This is a genomic window from Helcobacillus sp. ACRRO, assembly GCF_022347125.1.
Lineage (GTDB): Bacteria > Actinomycetota > Actinomycetes > Actinomycetales > Dermabacteraceae > Helcobacillus > Helcobacillus massiliensis.
This window is the reverse complement of the sequence record NZ_JAKRNG010000007.1, coordinates 52184-67506: the sequence shown is the minus strand read 5'-3', so window position 1 is coordinate 67506 and position 15323 is coordinate 52184. Positions and strand designations below refer to the sequence as shown.

The 15323-nt window shown below is 70.9% G+C and carries 14 protein-coding genes; 13 read left to right on the top strand and 1 reads right to left on the bottom strand.

The window, feature by feature from the left end:
• The first annotated feature begins 18 nt into the window (after positions 1-18).
• The 8 genes from MHY20_RS04115 to MHY20_RS04080 all read left to right on the top strand — a co-directional run bounded on the left by MHY20_RS04115 (position 19) and on the right by MHY20_RS04080 (position 7704).
• Positions 19-915, top strand: coding sequence for a DUF58 domain-containing protein (locus tag MHY20_RS04115; protein ID WP_239375019.1), 897 nt, complete (start codon positions 19-21; stop codon positions 913-915).
• Complete coding sequence (locus tag MHY20_RS04110; RefSeq protein ID WP_239375017.1) at positions 902-1363, top strand: hypothetical protein; 462 nt, start codon at positions 902-904, stop codon at positions 1361-1363. Before MHY20_RS04115 ends, MHY20_RS04110 begins: the two co-directional genes overlap by 14 nt.
• Positions 1357-2382, top strand: a complete 1026-nt coding sequence (locus MHY20_RS04105) for a VWA domain-containing protein (protein WP_183373945.1) — start codon at positions 1357-1359, stop codon at positions 2380-2382. Before MHY20_RS04110 ends, MHY20_RS04105 begins: the two co-directional genes overlap by 7 nt.
• On the top strand, positions 2379-3368 hold the full coding sequence (locus MHY20_RS04100) for a vWA domain-containing protein (protein ID WP_239375015.1): 990 nt from the start codon (positions 2379-2381) through the stop codon (positions 3366-3368). The genes MHY20_RS04105 and MHY20_RS04100 overlap by 4 nt, the downstream gene beginning before the upstream one ends.
• Complete coding sequence (locus MHY20_RS04095) at positions 3365-4264, top strand: hypothetical protein (RefSeq protein WP_239375012.1); 900 nt, start codon at positions 3365-3367, stop codon at positions 4262-4264. The genes MHY20_RS04100 and MHY20_RS04095 overlap by 4 nt, the downstream gene beginning before the upstream one ends.
• A complete protein-coding gene (locus MHY20_RS04090) occupies positions 4258-5403 on the top strand; it encodes a cysteine desulfurase family protein (RefSeq protein WP_239375009.1) in 1146 nt (381 codons plus the stop codon). The genes MHY20_RS04095 and MHY20_RS04090 overlap by 7 nt, the downstream gene beginning before the upstream one ends.
• 103 nt (positions 5404-5506) lie before the next feature.
• On the top strand, positions 5507-6586 hold the full coding sequence (gene mnmA / locus MHY20_RS04085) for a tRNA 2-thiouridine(34) synthase MnmA (RefSeq protein ID WP_183373953.1): 1080 nt from the start codon (positions 5507-5509) through the stop codon (positions 6584-6586).
• Positions 6587-6603: 17 nt separating this feature from the next.
• Positions 6604-7704 carry a hypothetical protein gene (locus tag MHY20_RS04080; protein ID WP_239375007.1) on the top strand — a complete coding sequence of 367 codons (1101 nt, stop codon included), beginning with the start codon at positions 6604-6606 and terminating at the stop codon, positions 7702-7704.
• 3 nt (positions 7705-7707) lie between these two features.
• On the opposite strand, the gene MHY20_RS04075 is transcribed toward MHY20_RS04080, so the two are convergent.
• Complete coding sequence (locus tag MHY20_RS04075) at positions 7708-8361, bottom strand: class I SAM-dependent methyltransferase (protein ID WP_239375005.1); 654 nt, start codon at positions 8359-8361, stop codon at positions 7708-7710.
• Between the two features lie 41 nt (positions 8362-8402).
• On the opposite strand from MHY20_RS04075, the gene MHY20_RS04070 reads away from it, so the two are divergent.
• From MHY20_RS04070 to gatB, 5 genes are read left to right on the top strand one after another with little or no spacing between them, the layout of a single operon-like run.
• Positions 8403-9488: a Gfo/Idh/MocA family oxidoreductase gene (locus MHY20_RS04070; RefSeq protein WP_183373959.1), complete on the top strand. Its 1086-nt coding sequence runs from the start codon at positions 8403-8405 to the stop codon at positions 9486-9488.
• On the top strand, positions 9485-11749 hold the full coding sequence (gene ligA / locus MHY20_RS04065) for an NAD-dependent DNA ligase LigA (RefSeq protein WP_183373961.1): 2265 nt from the start codon (positions 9485-9487) through the stop codon (positions 11747-11749). The genes MHY20_RS04070 and ligA overlap by 4 nt, the downstream gene beginning before the upstream one ends.
• Before the next feature lie 38 nt (positions 11750-11787).
• A complete protein-coding gene (gene gatC / locus MHY20_RS04060; protein WP_183373963.1) occupies positions 11788-12084 on the top strand; it encodes an Asp-tRNA(Asn)/Glu-tRNA(Gln) amidotransferase subunit GatC in 297 nt (98 codons plus the stop codon).
• Position 12085: 1 nt separating this feature from the next.
• Positions 12086-13591, top strand: coding sequence for an Asp-tRNA(Asn)/Glu-tRNA(Gln) amidotransferase subunit GatA (gene gatA, locus MHY20_RS04055; protein WP_239375003.1), 1506 nt, complete (start codon positions 12086-12088; stop codon positions 13589-13591).
• Positions 13588-15141 carry an Asp-tRNA(Asn)/Glu-tRNA(Gln) amidotransferase subunit GatB gene (gene gatB, locus MHY20_RS04050; protein ID WP_183373967.1) on the top strand — a complete coding sequence of 518 codons (1554 nt, stop codon included), beginning with the start codon at positions 13588-13590 and terminating at the stop codon, positions 15139-15141. The genes gatA and gatB overlap by 4 nt, the downstream gene beginning before the upstream one ends.
• Positions 15142-15323 lie beyond the last annotated feature (182 nt).

Sequence of the window (15323 nt, the reverse complement as noted above, 5' to 3'; positions counted from 1 at the left end):
GACGGAGTCCGATCGCCGATGTCGCAGTCGCTGCTCACCCGAGTGCAGGCCCGCGTGGACCTGCACACCTCCCGCAAGGTCCGCGGCCTGATCACCGGCCGCGGCACCTCCCTGTTCACGGGCCACGGTGAGGACTTCGACGACCTCAAGGCGTACCAGCCCGGCGACCGCATCTCCGACATCGACTGGAAGGCGACCGCCCGCTCCGGTGAACCGCTGATCCGCCGATTCACCGAACAGCGGATCCGGCACATCGCGATCATTGCGGACACCTCCCGGTCGATGTCCGCCACTGCCGCCGACGGCACCGACAAGCTCGAGGCGATGCTGCTCGCGGCGGGCCTGGTGTGCTTCGCCGCCCGACAGCACGCCGACCAGGTGGGACTGGTGGCCGGCACCGCGGACGCCCCGGAGACCCTGCCGATGCGGTCCTCGGACGCCCACCTGGAGCTGCTGCTGCGCACCGTTCAGCTCGCCACCACGGCCCAGGCGGGGGAGGGGGACGACCGGTGGCTGCTGGAGCGGGCGCACCGCTGGATCCGTCGGCCGTCCCTGCTGCTGTTCATCACCGACGAGGCGCGCCCATCCCCGGACCTGGAGGCGGACATGCGGCTGCTGGCGCGGCGCCACGACCTGCTCGTGCTGCGCATCCGCGACGCCGACCCGCTGCAGCCGGACCGACTGACCCACAGCGTGGAGGACACCGACGCCGACCACGACCTGCTGGACTACACCCGACGGGACCCGGCGGTGCGGCGAGCTGTGCAGCGCTACCGGGAGGCCCGCGAACAGCAGGTCACCGCGATGCTGGACGGTCTGCACATCGCCCACGCCCTCACCGACGGCGCCGACAGCGTGGTCGATGACATGATCCGACTGCTGCGCGCACCGAGGAGGCCGCATGGACGGCGTTGAGATCATCGAACCGCCGCAGTACTCCGTGGCCTGGCCGATCCTGGCGCTGCTGTGCCTGCTGGCGATCATCGGCACCCTGCTGGCGATCCGCCTCGTGACCAGGTGGGCGGCGGAGCGGGCGGCGTGGGCGAGGCGACCCACGGAGTCCGACACCGTGAAGGCTGAGTTCCTCCGGGTGCTCGCTGACCTGCGCCGCCGGTTCGACGCCGGCGAGATCGGCACCCGCGAGGCCCACCAGGAGCTGGTCGCGCTGCTGCGCCTGTTCGTCCGCCGCACCTCCGGCATCGCGATCGACACCGAGCACCTGGATGCGGTGCGCCGCGACCCCGAGCTCGGCCGCATGGGCGAGCTGATCGGCCGGCTGTACGAGCCGAGCTTCTCCCTGGCGTCGAGTGCGCAGATGGACGAGTCGCTGCAGGAGGCGCGGGAGGTGATCCGCGCATGGTGATGGTGCTGTGGTGGGTCACTCTCATCATCCTCGGCGTCGGTCTGATCGCGGCGCTGATCGCGCTGCGGTTCCGCCGCGCCCACGCGAAGCGTCCCACGATCCGGGTGGCGAACTCCGCGTATGTGGACTCCCTCCCCGCGGTGAAGCGTTCGCGGCGGATCGCGCTGATGCTGGCCGCCACCTCCGTCCTGCTCGCGGCGACACTGGTGCTGACCAGCGCCCTGCTGTCGGGGCGCCTGGCGACCGAACGGGTGGAGCAGCCGTCCACGCAGAGCCGCGACATCGTGCTGTGCCTGGACGTGTCGGGGTCGATGTCGGCCGTGGATGCGGACCTGCTGATGACGTTCAACGAAATCGTGCAGCGGTTCGACGGCGAACGCGTCGGTCTCACGGTGTTCAACAGCCGCGCCGTCACCGTGTTCCCCCTGACCCATGACTACCTGATGAGCCGTCGCCAGCTGGAGGCGGGCGCGCAGCTGATCGGCGGACAGTCCAGCACCACCGCCGAGGGCGATGCGAAGGCCACCGAGAACGACCGAGACGCCCTGCTCGAGCAGCTGCGCGCCACATCCCAGTCCACCGGCGCGGGATCCTCGTTGATCGGCGACGGCCTCGTCTCCTGCTCCCAGCAGTTCGACCGGTCCGATGAGTCCCGCTCCCGCTTCATCATCTTCGCGACTGACAACCAGCTGGCCGGCACTCCGCTGTACCAGCTGCCGGAGGCGATGGAGGCGGCGAAGCGCCGCGGCGCCACCGTGTACACCCTTGCACCGGACAGTGTGATCGGCGGCGCCGAACTGGAGGAGCTGCGCACTGAGACCGAGCGCACGGGCGGTCGAATGTGGACCACCGGCAGCGCGCAGAGCGTGGACACGATCGTGGCGGAGATCCAGAAGTCCCAGGCCGCGAAGACCGGGGGAGCGAAGCGCTCCTACTACACGGACCATCCCGCACCGTTCTGGCTCGCCAGCCTCCTGGCGATGGTGGGTGTGGTGGCCGTGGGCTGGAGGCAGCGATGAACCTCCAGTTCCTGCCGATCATTCCGCCCCTGGCGCTGATGACGCTGCTCCTGCCGCTGCTCGTGGTCTGCGTCGTCATGCTGGTCCGCCGGCCGCGCCTGCGTCTGGCGTGGGCGCGCCGCCTGCTGATGGTGCTGCTGCTCCTGGTGATCGCGCTGAGGCCGTTCAGCCCGAGCGATGTGATCGCCACCGAACGGAAGAACGCGAACGTCATCTTCGTGGTGGACCAGACCGGGTCGATGAACGCGGAGGACTACAACGGCTCGAAGCGGCGCGTGGAGGGCATGCGCGCCGATGCCGCCCAGATCACCGACCGCTTCGCCGGGGCGCGCTTCGCCATCATCTCCTTCGACTCCGCCGCTTCCCGTCAGCTGCCGCTGACCACGGACTCCACCGCGGTGCAGGCATGGTTCGACACCATGCGGCCCGAACCGCCGGGCTTCTCCAGCGGCTCCAACATCGACCGCGCCCAGGCGTCCCTGGACACCATGGTCCGCCGCACCGCGGAGGACGACCCGGAGTCGCAGATCATCGTCATCGTGATGAGCGACGGGGAGAACACCGACGGGAAGCAGTCCGTCCCGTTCTCCTCCGGCGACATGATCGACGCCGGCGCGGTCCTCGGCTACGGCACCACCGCCGGCGGCACCATGCGGGTGCACGGCGGGAAGGACGATGGTGAGGTCGTCACCGACTCCAGCGGTCAGCCCGGCCGCTCCCGCCTCGACGAAGGCGTGCTGAAGGAGGCCGCCGCGCAGCTCGGGGTGCCGTACATCCATCGCACCGAGCCCGGGCAGAGCCTCGAGGACGCGGCGAGCGGCGTCGAGCTCAGAACCATCGACAGCACACAGGCGAGCCCGCTGGACTCCGGACAGGACTGGTATTGGATCCCCGCGATCGCGCTCGGCGCTCTGGCGGTGTGGGAGCTGGCGGCGATGGTGCGGCGCCTGCCCCGGTCGCACCGCCGCCGGGAGGAGGACGCATGAGTACGACCGCACGAGGACGTCGCCGCACCCGCCGCGACCAGCGCTCCTACGGCACCGACCCCGCGAAGGAGTCGATGGCCAGGAGGATCTGCCTGGCGATCGCGGCGCTGCCGCTGATCCTCCTGCTGCTGCTGGGCGTGCGCGTCGCCACCATGCCGATGGTGCAGGCGTCCGCTCTCGCCAGCTACCGCGCCGGGGACTACAGCGGAACCGTCTCCGCCCTGACCCGAGTGAAGGTCGGCAACGTCTTCGAACCGTACCTGCCGCACCTCACCGAGGGCACCGCCCTGCTGAAGGACAAGAAGTACGCCGAAGCGGAAGCGGAGCTGACGGAGTCCCTCCGGCTGTGGTCCACAGCGAAGGACCTCAACGCGCCGCCGCACGCCCAGTGCAAGATCCGCAACAACCTCGCCATCGCGATCGCGGAGAAGTCCCGCACGATGGATGCGTCGGCCGCGCAGAAGGAGCTTGAGCGCGCCCAGGAGGTGCTCGCCCCCTGCGGGCCCCAGTCGGATCAGCGCAAGGACAACGAGGACCAGGAGTCCACTGATTCCACCTCGCGCGGCATCGAGGGGGAGAAGCAGCGCCGCTCCCACGAGCAGAACAAGGGCGACCAGACCGACCCGGGCGACCCGGAGAAGGACCCCGGTGACGGCGGCGACCAGCAGGAACCCACCGATGAACCGGCTGACGGGAACCAGCCGCCGAACGACGACCCCACGAAGGACCCGAACGGCGACGGCTCCGGTGACCCGGCCGACGACCCGACCCAGTCGAACCCGGACCAGGACCGGGAGGACGAGCTGAACAACCGCAACAAGGGCACGACCACCGGCGACCAGGCACCCCCACCGGACGGCGGCTCCGGAGACGAAGGACCAGACAAACCGTGGTGAACAATCGCACCTATCTCGACCATTCCGCCACCACCGCCCTGCGGCCGGCCGCCCGCGACGCCCTCGTCGACGCCGCCGGTGCGCTCGGCAACCCCACCAGCGTGCACACGTCCGGTCGGCGCGTCCGCGGCATCCTCGACGACGCCCTGCAGGAGATCGCGCAGCAGCTCGGTGTGCCGCGCAGCTGGCTGATCATGACCAGCGGCGGCACCGAAGCCGATAACCTCGCGCTGCGCGGCGCCGCCCACCTCGGTCCCGTCCTCGGCCTCGCCACCGACCACCCGGCGGTGGTGCAGACCGTCCAGGCGCTCAACGGCCGCCTTCTGCCCGTGCACCGCGACGGCACCATGGATCTCACGGCGCTTGAGACCGCGCTCGACCAGGCGCGGTCCGACGGAGCCCCCGCCTCCCTCGTCTCCGCCGCCCTGGTCAACAACGAGACCGGTGTGGTGCAGGACCTCAGCGCGATCGCCGGCCTCGCCCACCGGTACGGCGCCGCCGTCCACACCGACGCGGTGCAGGCAACGGGGCATGTGCAGCTGCCCGACTTCGACACGGTCGACCTGATGAGCCTGTCCGGGCACAAGATCGGCGCGCCCGTCGGCGTTGGCGTGCTCGTGGCGCAGCCCGATGTGAAGCTGGCGGCCGTCGGCACCGGCGGCGGTCAGCAGCGCGGCATCCGCTCCGGCACCCTGGACGCCGCGCACGCCGCCTCCTTCGCCGCCGCGCTGCGCGAGACCCTCGCTGATGCCGCTGCGGAGCAGGCGCGCCTGGGAAGCCTCGCGGAGCGGCTGCGCGCCGGCATCCGCGCCATCGACGCCGATGCCGTGTTCACCGCGGAGGATTCGCCGCACGCCCCGCACATCGTGCACGTCCAGTTCCCCGGCGCTGTGCAGGATGCGGTCCTGTTCGTCCTCGACCAGGCCGGGGTGGACTGCTCCGCCGGTTCCGCCTGCTCCTCCGGCGTCACGCAGGCGTCCCACGTGCTGGAGGCGATGGGCTTCGAGGAGTCGCTGATGCGCGGCGCCATCCGCTTCTCGTTCGGCTGGACCTCCAGCGAGCAGGATGTGGACGCGGTGCTGCAGGCGCTGCCCGATGCGCTCGAGCGGGGCCGCGCCATGGGGCGGCTGTTCGCCTGAGGCAGTCAGCTCACGTTCGCTTTCGCGCAGGGCGGCGCGAAACCTAGACTCGTGCGCGGCCCGTGCGCACCCGCGGGCGGCAGCGACACCCGGGAGGCAGTGCATGAAGGTCCTGGCAGCGATGAGCGGCGGCGTCGACTCAGCAGTCGCCGCGGCGCTCGCGAAGGAAGCCGGCCACGATGTGGTCGGTGTGCACATGGCGCTGTCCAAGAACCGCGACCAGACCCGCTCCGGGTCACGCGGCTGCTGCACGGTCGAGGACGCCTCCGATGCCCGCCGCGCCGCCGACCACATCGGCATCCCCTACTACGTGTGGGACCTCTCCGACGACTTCCACGACCTCGTGGTCAAGGACTTCCTCGCCGAATACGCCGCCGGCCGCACCCCCAACCCGTGCGTGCGCTGCAACGAGCGGATCAAGTTCGAAGCGCTCATGGACCGCGCCCGCCTCCTCGGCTTCGACGCCGTCTGCACCGGCCACTACGCCGTCATCGGCACCGACGGCCCGGACGGCGCGCCCTCCCTTCACCGCAGCGCCAATGACGCCAAGGACCAGTCCTACGTCCTCGCCGTCATGGGCCCGGAGGGACTGAAGCGCGCCATGTTCCCCCTCGGCCGCTTCGCCGACAAGGCCGAGGTGCGCGCCGAAGCGGACCGCCGCGGCCTCGGCGTGGGCCACAAGCCCGATTCCTACGACATCTGCTTCATCGCCGACGGCGACACCCGCGGCTTCCTCCAACGCTCCCTCGGGGAGGCCCCCGGCGAGATCGTCACCCCGGAGGGTGAGGTCCTCGGCGAGCACCGCGGCACCCACAACTTCACCATCGGGCAGCGCAAGGGCATCGGCCTGCAGCAGCCCGCCCAGGACGGCCGCCCCCGCTACGTGCTGGACGTGAAGCCGGACACCCGCCAGGTGGTGGTCGGCGCGGCTGAACTGCTGTCCACCCGCACCCTCGAAGCCGCCGATCTGATCCCCTTCGAGGACCTGGAGGTCGGCCGACGGGTGCAGGCGCAGATCCGCGCCCACGGCGCCGCCACCGGCGCCGTCGTCACCGCTGTGGACTCCGAGCGCATCACGGTCGACCTCGATGAGCCGATCCGCGGCGTCGCACCCGGCCAGACCCTCGTGCTGTACGACGGCGACCGGGTCCTCGCCTCCGCCACCCTCGACCGGCGCGCATGAGCCCGACCCCATCGAGCATGAGCAGCGCACCACTGGCGCGACTGGTCACCGACTCCACGCTCCGACTGCCGGCCACGAGCCTCACCGCGGGGGATTCCGCCGTCATCGCCGATGCGCTGATGCACCGCCTGGAGCGATCCCGCTCGCTTCTCGGCAGCGGTGTGGACGAGCAGATCCCGTCGGCCCCCGCGCTGGCGCACAGCGCCGCCGCCGACACCGCCACCGGCGCGGCCTCCTCCGCCCTGATCGACACCCCGCTCGCCGCCGCTCTCGCCAGCCTCGATCTCACCGGTGATCTCGCCCCGTACGGCTGGCGGGTCGGAGTGGGCGACGGCCTCGCCCTCCACGCCGCCCGCGACCACGCGAACCGCCTGCTGGACGCCGCGCGCATCGCTCTGTTCGGCTTCGACGGACCCCTCACCATCCAGCGGCCCGGATCCGTGGCGCTCGCGGCCGCCGTGTTCACCGCCTCGGGGGAGCGGGCGCTCGGCGACCCGGGCCTGCTGCGCGATCTGCCGCAACTGCTGGCCGACGGACTCGCGCGCGAGACGGCGCAGGTCCGTGAACGGGTGCCGGGCGCAGCCCTGGACATCACGCTCGACGAGCGGGGCCTGCGCGCTGTTCAGCAGGGCCGGATCCGCACCGCCTCCGGGTACCGGTTCCACCCGCCCGTCGGCCGGGACGCCATCACCCGCCACCTCGCAGCAGTCCTCCGCGGCGCGCCCACACAGCCACGCGTCCTCATCGATGCCCACACCGATTTGGTGGATGCGGCGCGGTCGGCGGGCGCCGAACGCATCGGCCTGGACCCGCTCTCAGGGCAGGCGCGGCGGCCGGGGAGGCTGTGGGAGCTGCTCGCCGATGCCCGCGACCGCGGCGTCGGGCTGACGTTCGTCCTCGCGCCCGGGCGGGAGGAGAAGGCACTGTCCCATGTGCTCAGCTGCTGGCGGGAGCTCGGGTTCGCGCCGCGCGAGGCGCGCGGGTTCGACTTCCTGCTCAGCCGCGGCTCGGCGCGCCGGCGGGAGCAGTCGCTGACCGCGGACCAGGCGCTGAGCCTGCCGGAGATCGAGCAGGGCATGCGGATGATGCTGCGGTGGGGCGAGCGCCTGGAGGCCTGAGGCTCAGGCGCGCACGAGCACCGCGACGAGGAAGCCGTCCTCCCCGGTGAACGGCGCCAGCTGCCAGGAGGAGAACGCCTGCTGAAGGCGCATCCCGGCGCGTTCGGCATCGGCGATGAAGTCCTCGGCGGACCATCCGCGGTGGGTCTGGAAACCCGCCACGAAGCGCGACGTGCTCGACAGGTGAGCGCGGATCGCCACCAGCGCGGGCCTGCGCTCCGCGGCTGCGAGGAACGACATCACATTGCCGGCGGAGACGATGACATCGGCCATGAGGCGGGACCCGTCAGCGGCGCGCAGGTCGAGCTCGGCGAGGTTGCCCACCCGCCAGTCGGCCCCCGGATGGTCCGTCCTGGCCGCCGCGATGAGGGTTTCATCGAGGTCCACACCGATGACGCGGTGCCCGGCGTCGAAGAGATAGCCCCCGGTGCGGCCGGTGCCGCAGCCCGCGTCGATGACGAACGAGCCCCGCTCGAGCATCGCATCGATCATGCGCGCCTCCCCGTGGATGTCCTGCCCCTGCGCCGCGAGGCGCCGCCACCGCTGGAAGTAGTCCGCGGCATGATTGGGGTTGGTGTGCACTGCGCGCAGCCAGATGTTCTCGGCCGGGCCGGGCGGCTGCGCACCGGTGCGTGGGAAGACGGGGATCGAGGTCATGGACTCAGCGTACGCGCGAGTGAGGTGACAGACTGGGGACCATGACAGCACGCATCGGACTCATCGGGTACGGACTCGGCGGCCGGGTCTTCCACGCCCCCTTCATCCGCGCCGCGCAGAACCTCGACCTCGTCGCCGTCCAGGTCACCAACGCGGAACGCGCCGCCCAGGCCCGCGCGGAGAACCCGTCGGCCCGGATCGTGGCCGACCTCGACGGCGTCCAGGCCGCCGGAGCCGAGGCCGTCGTCATCTCCACCCCGCCCGCAACCCACCGCGACCTCACCCTGGAAGCGGTCCGACGGGGACTGCACGTGGTGGTGGACAAACCGTTCGCGCTCACTTACGCCGACGCCCAGGAGATGGCGCGCGCCGCCGAGGAGGCCGGCGTGCTGCTGACCGTGTTCCACAACCGCCGGTACGACACCGACATCCGCACCGCCCGCGCCCTCATGCAGTCGGGCCGACTCGGCCAGGTGCGCCGGTTCGAGTTCGCCCTCGACCAGGGGTTCTCCGCCCCCGAGCGCGTCGCCTCGAAGGGCGGGGTCCTGCTGGACCTCGGCCCGCACGTCATCGACTGCGCCCTGCACCTGCTGGGCCCCGCCACCAGCGTCCACGCCCAGCTGCAGATGCGCCCGACCGACCAGGGCCCCACCGACGTGGCGCACGCGATCGCGATCGAGCACGAGAACGGCGCCCAGTCGCTGGTGTCGGCGACCAAGGCGTCCGGCATCGTCGGGCGGCGCCTCCGCCTCACCTCCGATGAGGGCTGCTACATCTCGGACTACACCGACGTGCAGGCCGACGCGGTGCAGGCCGGCCACTGGCCCGAGCACGACCGCGACGCCTGGGGCTTCGAGCAGAAGGCGCGCTGGGGCACCCTGCGCCTGCGGGAGGACGCCGGTGAGCCGCAGACCCGGGAGGGCCGGGCGGAGACCATCCCCAGCCAGAAGGGTGATGTCACCGAGCTGTACGAAGCGTTCGCCGACGCGATCACCAGCGGGGGAGAGGGCCCAGTCCCCGTGGCGGAGGCCCTGCACACGATGGAGGTCCTTCAGGCCGCCCGCACCAGCGCTGAGCAGGTCAGGGTGGTCCCCGTCGGCCGCGCAGCCCAGGGGGAGGACGCATGAGCGAGACCACTGATCTCGAAGCACGGGCCCGCATCGATGAGCTGCGCGCCCAGCTCGCCGAAGCCCGCTCCGCGTACTACGAGGACGACGAGCCGATCATGGCCGACGCCCAGTACGACGAGCTCGAACGCGAGCTGAAGGCCCTCGAAGAGGAGAACCCCGAGCTGAAGAGCGAGGAGTCGCCCACCGAGACCGTCGGCGGCGCCGTCGCGGCCGGCTTCACCCCCACACCGCACATCCAGCGGATGATGAGCCTGGACAACGCCTTCAGCGTCGAGGAGATCGACGAATGGGCCGAACGCACCCAGAAGGAGGCGCCCGGCACCCCCGCGTTCCTCACCGAACTGAAGATCGACGGCCTCGCCGTCTCCCTCGTCTACGAGAACGGCGAACTGATCCGCGGCGTCACCCGCGGCGACGGCCGCATCGGCGAGGACGTCACCGCGAACGTCCGCACCATCGCCTCCGTCCCGCAGCGCCTGACCACCGAGCATCCACCCCAGATCCTCGAAGTGCGCGGCGAAGTGTTCTACCCGACCGCCGAGTTCGAGAAGCTCAACGAGCAGCGCCGCGCCGACGGGCTCGCCGAATACGCCAACCCCCGCAACACCGCCGCCGGCTCGCTGCGGCAGAAGGACGCCGCCGTCACCGCGTCCCGCGCCCTCGAGGTCTACGTCCACGGCATCGGCGCCCACGAAGGCGGCGAGTACCCCACGAGCCAGTCCGAGACGTACGAGCTGCTCGCCTCCTGGGGCCTGCCCACCAGCCCCCACTCCCGCGTTCTGCACTCCCTCGCCGAGGTGCGCGAGTACATCGATGAGTTCGGCGATAAGCGCCACGACCTCGAGCACGAGATCGACGGCATCGTCATCAAAGTCGACGACTTCGCCCACCAGCGCGCCCTCGGCTCCACCTCCCGCGCCCCCCGCTGGGCCATCGCCTACAAGTACCCGCCCGAAGAGGTCACCACGAAGCTCCTGGACATCCAGGTGCAGGTGGGCCGCACCGGCCGCGTCACCCCGTTCGGCGTGATGGAACCCGTCAAGGTCGCCGGGTCCACCGTGGAGAAGGCCACCCTGCACAACCAGTTCGAGGTGGAGCGCAAAGGGGTCCTCATCGGCGACACCATCATCCTGCGCAAGGCCGGTGACGTGATCCCTGAGATCCTCGGCCCCGTCGAGCGCCTCCGCGACGGCAGTGAGCGCGCCTTCGAGATGCCCGCCGACTGCCCCTCCTGCGGCACCCGCATCGCCCCCACCAACGAGGGGGAGAAGGACTGGCGCTGCCCCAACCAGAAGGACTGCCCCGCTCAGGTCACCGGCCGCATCGCGCACGCCGCCAGCCGCGGCGCCTTCGACATCGAAGCACTCGGGGAGGAGAGCGCCCTGGCCCTCACCAACCCCGACCAGCGCCGCGACGAAGCCATCGCCGCCGTCCGCGCCGGCCACGCCCTCGACACCGAGACCGGCCGCATCCGCGACGCCGACGACGTCCCCGGCGAACAGACCCCCGTGGTCCGCACCGGCGGCAACCTCTTCGACCTCACCGCCGACGACCTCCGCGACGTCTTCGTGTACCAGCCGCTGCGGAGGAAGGGCGAGCCGACCGGCGACTGGCGCCTGGTCCGCGCGTTCTGGACCAAGCGCACCACCACCCGCCTGAAGTCCACCGGCGAGACCCGGGTGAAGGAGGAGAAGCCGTCGGCCACCACCACGAAGCTGATCGACGAGCTCGCGAAGGCGAAGGACACCGAGCTCTGGCGTGTTCTGGTGGCGCTGTCGATCCGTCATGTCGGCCCCACGGCGGCCCGCTCCCTGGCCACCGCGTTCGGCTCCATGGAGGCGATCCGCACCGCCGATGTCGACCGCCTCGCCGACACCGACGGGGTCGGCACCGTGGTCGCCGAATCCGTCCGCGCCTTCTTCGCCGATCAGTGGCGCGCCGACCTGGTCGACGCCTGGGCCGCCTCCGGCGTCACCATGGAGGACGAACAGGACGAGGACGCCCCGCGCACCCTCGAGGGCATCACCGTGGTGGTCACCGGCTCCCTGGAGGGCTTCACCCGCGACGGCGCCAAGGACGCCATCCTCAGCCGCGGCGGCAAGGCCTCCGGCTCCGTCTCCAAGCGAACCCACTTCGTCGTGGTCGGCGAGAACGCCGGATCCAAGGCCGACAAGGCCGAAGAACTGGGCCTGCGGATCCTCGACGAAGCGCAGTTCGTGCGCCTCCTCTCAGAGGGCCCCGCAGCTCTCAAGGACTGAGAGACGAGGCGCGCGGCCACGGGCCTAGAATGGGCCCCATGCCAACAATGAGTAGTGAAGAAGTCGCGCGCCTCGCGTCTCTCGCTCGCATCCAGCTCACCGATGAGGAGCTCACCCGTTTCGCGGGCGAGTTCGACGCGATCCTCACCGCGGTCGCATCGGTCAGCGAGGTCGCCAGCGACGACGTCCCCGCCACCAGCCACCCCATTGCGATGACCAACGTGTTCCGCGCCGATGAGGTCACCCGGACGCTGACCCAGGAGGAGGCGCTCGCGGGCGCCCCCGAGGCGGCCGACGGACGCTTCGTCGTTCCGCAGATCCTGGGGGAGGAGTGAGATGACCGATCTGATCCGCAAGTCCGCTGCTGAGATGGCCGCCGGCCTCGCCGCCGGCGAGTTCAGCGCCCGCGAACTCACCGACGCCCACCTCGAGCGCATCGAGGCGGTCGACTCCGACCTCAACGCCTTCATCACCGTCACCGCTGATGACGCCCGCGCCACCGCCAACGCCGTCGACTCCGCCCGCGCCGCCGGGAAGCAGCTGGCGCCGCTCGCCGGTGTGCCCGTCGCCGTCAAGGACATCGCCGTCACCCGCGGTGTTCAGACCACCGCGGGCTCCACGATGCTCGAGGGCTGGGTGCCGCCGTACGACGCCACCCTTGTCACCCACCTCAAGCAGGCGCGCCTGCCGATCCTCGGCAAGACCAACATGGACGAGTTCGCGATGGGCTCCTCCACCGAGACCAGCGCCTACGGCATCACCCGCAACCCGTGGAACCTGGACCGCATCCCGGGCGGCTCCGGCGGCGGCTCTTCCGCCGCCGTCGCCGGCTTCGAAGCCCCGCTCGCGATCGGCACCGACACCGGCGGCTCCATCCGCCAGCCCGCCTCCGTCACCGGCACCGTCGGCGTGAAGCCCACCTACGGCTCCGTGTCCCGCTACGGCCTCATCGCCATGGCCAGCTCACTGGACCAGGCCGGGCCCTGCACCCGCACCGTGGAGGACGCGGCGCTGCTGCACGACGTCATCGGCGGCTACGACCCGAAGGACTCCACCTCCATCAGGGACGGCTTCGGCGACTTCGTCGCCGCCGCCCGCTCGAAGGACGTCAAGGGCCTGTGCGTCGGCGTCATCGAACAGCTCGAGCACGACGACTTCGACCCGCTGGTGCGCGCCCGCTTCGAGGAGTCCCTCGCCCTGCTGGAGGAGGCCGGCGCTGAGATCGTGCGCGTCTCCTGCCCGAACTTCGAGTACGCCCTCGGTGCGTACTACCTGATCATGCCGTCGGAGGCGAGCTCCAACCTCGCGAAGTTCGACGGCATGCGCTTCGGCCTGCGGGTCATCCCCGAGGACAACCCGACCGCTGAGCGCGTCATGGCCGCCACCCGCGGTGAGGGCTTCGGCGCCGAGGTGAAGCGCCGCATCCTGCTGGGCACCTACGCCCTCAGCTCCGGCTACTACGACGCCTACTACGGCAGCGCCCAGAAGGTCCGCACCCTCGTGCAGCGCGACTTCGCCGCCGCCTACGAGAAGGTCGACGTCCTCGCCTCGCCCACCGCCCCCACCGTGGCGTTCCCGCTGGGACAGAAAGTGGACAACCCGATGACGATGTACCTCAACGACATCGCCACCATTCCCGCCAACCTCGCGGGCGTGCCCGGCATGTCCCTGCCCAGCGGTCTCGCCGAGGACGGCCTGCCCGCCGGCATCCAGTTCCTCGCCCCCGCCCTGGGCGATGACCGCCTGTACCGCGTCGGCGGCGCACTCGAAGCGCTGCTCGAGCATAAGTGGGGCGGTCCGATCCTCGCTCAGGCCCCGGCCCTGGAAGGAGGCGCCCGATGAGCGCTCAGCCCGTCAGCGCGAACAAGGTCCGCGAGTACCTCGATGTGCAGCCGCTGGACTTCGACGACGCCGTGAAGACCTACGACCCGGTGCTCGGCATCGAGGTCCACGTGGAGCTCGGCACCGCCACCAAGATGTTCGACGGCGCACCGAACGTGTTCGCCGCCGAACCCAACACCGCCATCACCGAGGTGTCCCTCGGCCTGCCCGGCACCCTGCCGGTGGTCAATGAGAAGGCTGTGGAGTACGCGATCCGGATCGGCCTCGCCCTCAACTGCGAGATCGCCGAGTCCTGCCGCTTCGCCCGCAAGCAGTACTTCTACCCGGACCTGACGAAGAACTTCCAGACCTCGCAGTACGACGAGCCCATCGCCTTCGACGGCTGGGTCGACGTCGAACTGGAGGACGGCGAGATCGTCCGCGTGGAGATCGAACGCGCCCACATGGAGGAGGACGCCGGCAAGAACACCCACATCGGTGGGTCCACCGGCCGCATCCAGGGCGCCACCCACTCCCAGGTGGACTACAACCGCGCCGGAGTGCCCCTGGTGGAGATCGTCACCCGCCCGATCCCGAACGTCGGCGAGCGCGCCCCCGAGGTCGCCGCTGCGTACGTGCGCACCCTGCGGGACATCTTCCGCGCTCTGGACGTCTCCGAGGCGCGGATGGAGCGCGGCAACGTCCGCGCGGACATCAACGTGTCGCTGCGCGCCGATGCGGACGCCCCGCTCGGCACCCGCACCGAGACGAAGAACGTCAACTCCTTCCGCGCCATCGACCGCGCCGTCCGCTTCGAGATCTGCCGCCAGGCCGGTGTCCTCGACGCCGGAATGGACGTGGTGCAGGAGACACGCCACTTCCACGACGAGACCGGCGAGACCAGCCCCGGACGTGTGAAGACCGACGCCGAGGACTACCGGTACTTCCCGGAGCCGGACCTCGTGCCCGTGGCGCCGAGCCGCGACTGGGTGGAGCAGCTGCGCTCCACGCTGCCGGAGCTGCCGGCGGCGCGCCGTCGCCGACTCATCGGCGAGTGGGGCTTCAGCGACTTCGAGATGCGCGACGTCATCAACGCCGGCGCCCTGGACCTCATCCAGGAGACGGTGGACGCCGGTGCGAAGCCGCAGGCGGCCCGCAAGTGGTGGATGGGCGAGCTGGCCCGCTACGCCAAGGACAAGGGCGTGGAGCTCGACGAGCTCGGCGTGTCCAGCGCCCAGGTGGCGGAGCTGATCGGTCTGATCGACGAGAAGAAGATCAACGACAAGATCGGCCGTCAGGTCCTCGGCGTCATCGTCGAGGCCGACGGCGACGGCTCGCCCGCGCAGATCGTGGAGGACAAGGGCCTCGCGGTCGTCTCCGACGACTCCGTGCTCACCGACGCGGTCGACGCCGCCATCGCCGATAATCCCGATGTGGTCGAGAAGATCAAGGGCGGCAAGGTGCAGGCCATCGGCGCCCTCATGGGCCCCGTCATGAAGGCGACCCGGGGTCAGGCCGATGCCGGCCGCGTCCGCCAGATCATCATGGAGAAGCTCGGCGTCGCCGGCTGACCTGCTACGCGCGGGGTGCTGAGCCGATCCGCGCGTCCAGGCCGACGGGCCCGCTCACCGATTCCGGTGAGCGGGCCCGTTGCATGTGACCGACCACCCTGCTGGCGGGCCTGCGTCAGCCAGGTGGCCTGAACCCGTCGGTGGAGCGGATATCACTGTTCATCCGGTCACCGTGGCGCAAC

What these genes read in the sequence shown, in the direction of transcription:
- MHY20_RS04115 (WP_239375019.1), top strand. Translation starts at nt 19, where the DNA reads ATGTCGCAGTCGCTGCTCACCCGAGTGCAGGCCCGCGTGGACCTGCAC.
- MHY20_RS04110 (WP_239375017.1), top strand. Translation starts at nt 902, where the DNA reads ATGGACGGCGTTGAGATCATCGAACCGCCGCAGTACTCCGTGGCCTGG.
- MHY20_RS04105 (WP_183373945.1), top strand. Translation starts at nt 1,357, where the DNA reads ATGGTGATGGTGCTGTGGTGGGTCACTCTCATCATCCTCGGCGTCGGT.
- MHY20_RS04100 (WP_239375015.1), top strand. Translation starts at nt 2,379, where the DNA reads ATGAACCTCCAGTTCCTGCCGATCATTCCGCCCCTGGCGCTGATGACG.
- MHY20_RS04095 (WP_239375012.1), top strand. Translation starts at nt 3,365, where the DNA reads ATGAGTACGACCGCACGAGGACGTCGCCGCACCCGCCGCGACCAGCGC.
- mnmA (WP_183373953.1), top strand. Translation starts at nt 5,507, where the DNA reads ATGAAGGTCCTGGCAGCGATGAGCGGCGGCGTCGACTCAGCAGTCGCC.
- MHY20_RS04080 (WP_239375007.1), top strand. Translation starts at nt 6,604, where the DNA reads ATGAGCAGCGCACCACTGGCGCGACTGGTCACCGACTCCACGCTCCGA.
- MHY20_RS04075 (WP_239375005.1), bottom strand. Translation starts at nt 8,361, where the DNA reads ATGACCTCGATCCCCGTCTTCCCACGCACCGGTGCGCAGCCGCCCGGC.
- MHY20_RS04070 (WP_183373959.1), top strand. Translation starts at nt 8,403, where the DNA reads ATGACAGCACGCATCGGACTCATCGGGTACGGACTCGGCGGCCGGGTC.
- ligA (WP_183373961.1), top strand. Translation starts at nt 9,485, where the DNA reads ATGAGCGAGACCACTGATCTCGAAGCACGGGCCCGCATCGATGAGCTG.
- gatC (WP_183373963.1), top strand. Translation starts at nt 11,788, where the DNA reads ATGCCAACAATGAGTAGTGAAGAAGTCGCGCGCCTCGCGTCTCTCGCT.
- gatA (WP_239375003.1), top strand. Translation starts at nt 12,086, where the DNA reads ATGACCGATCTGATCCGCAAGTCCGCTGCTGAGATGGCCGCCGGCCTC.
- gatB (WP_183373967.1), top strand. Translation starts at nt 13,588, where the DNA reads ATGAGCGCTCAGCCCGTCAGCGCGAACAAGGTCCGCGAGTACCTCGAT.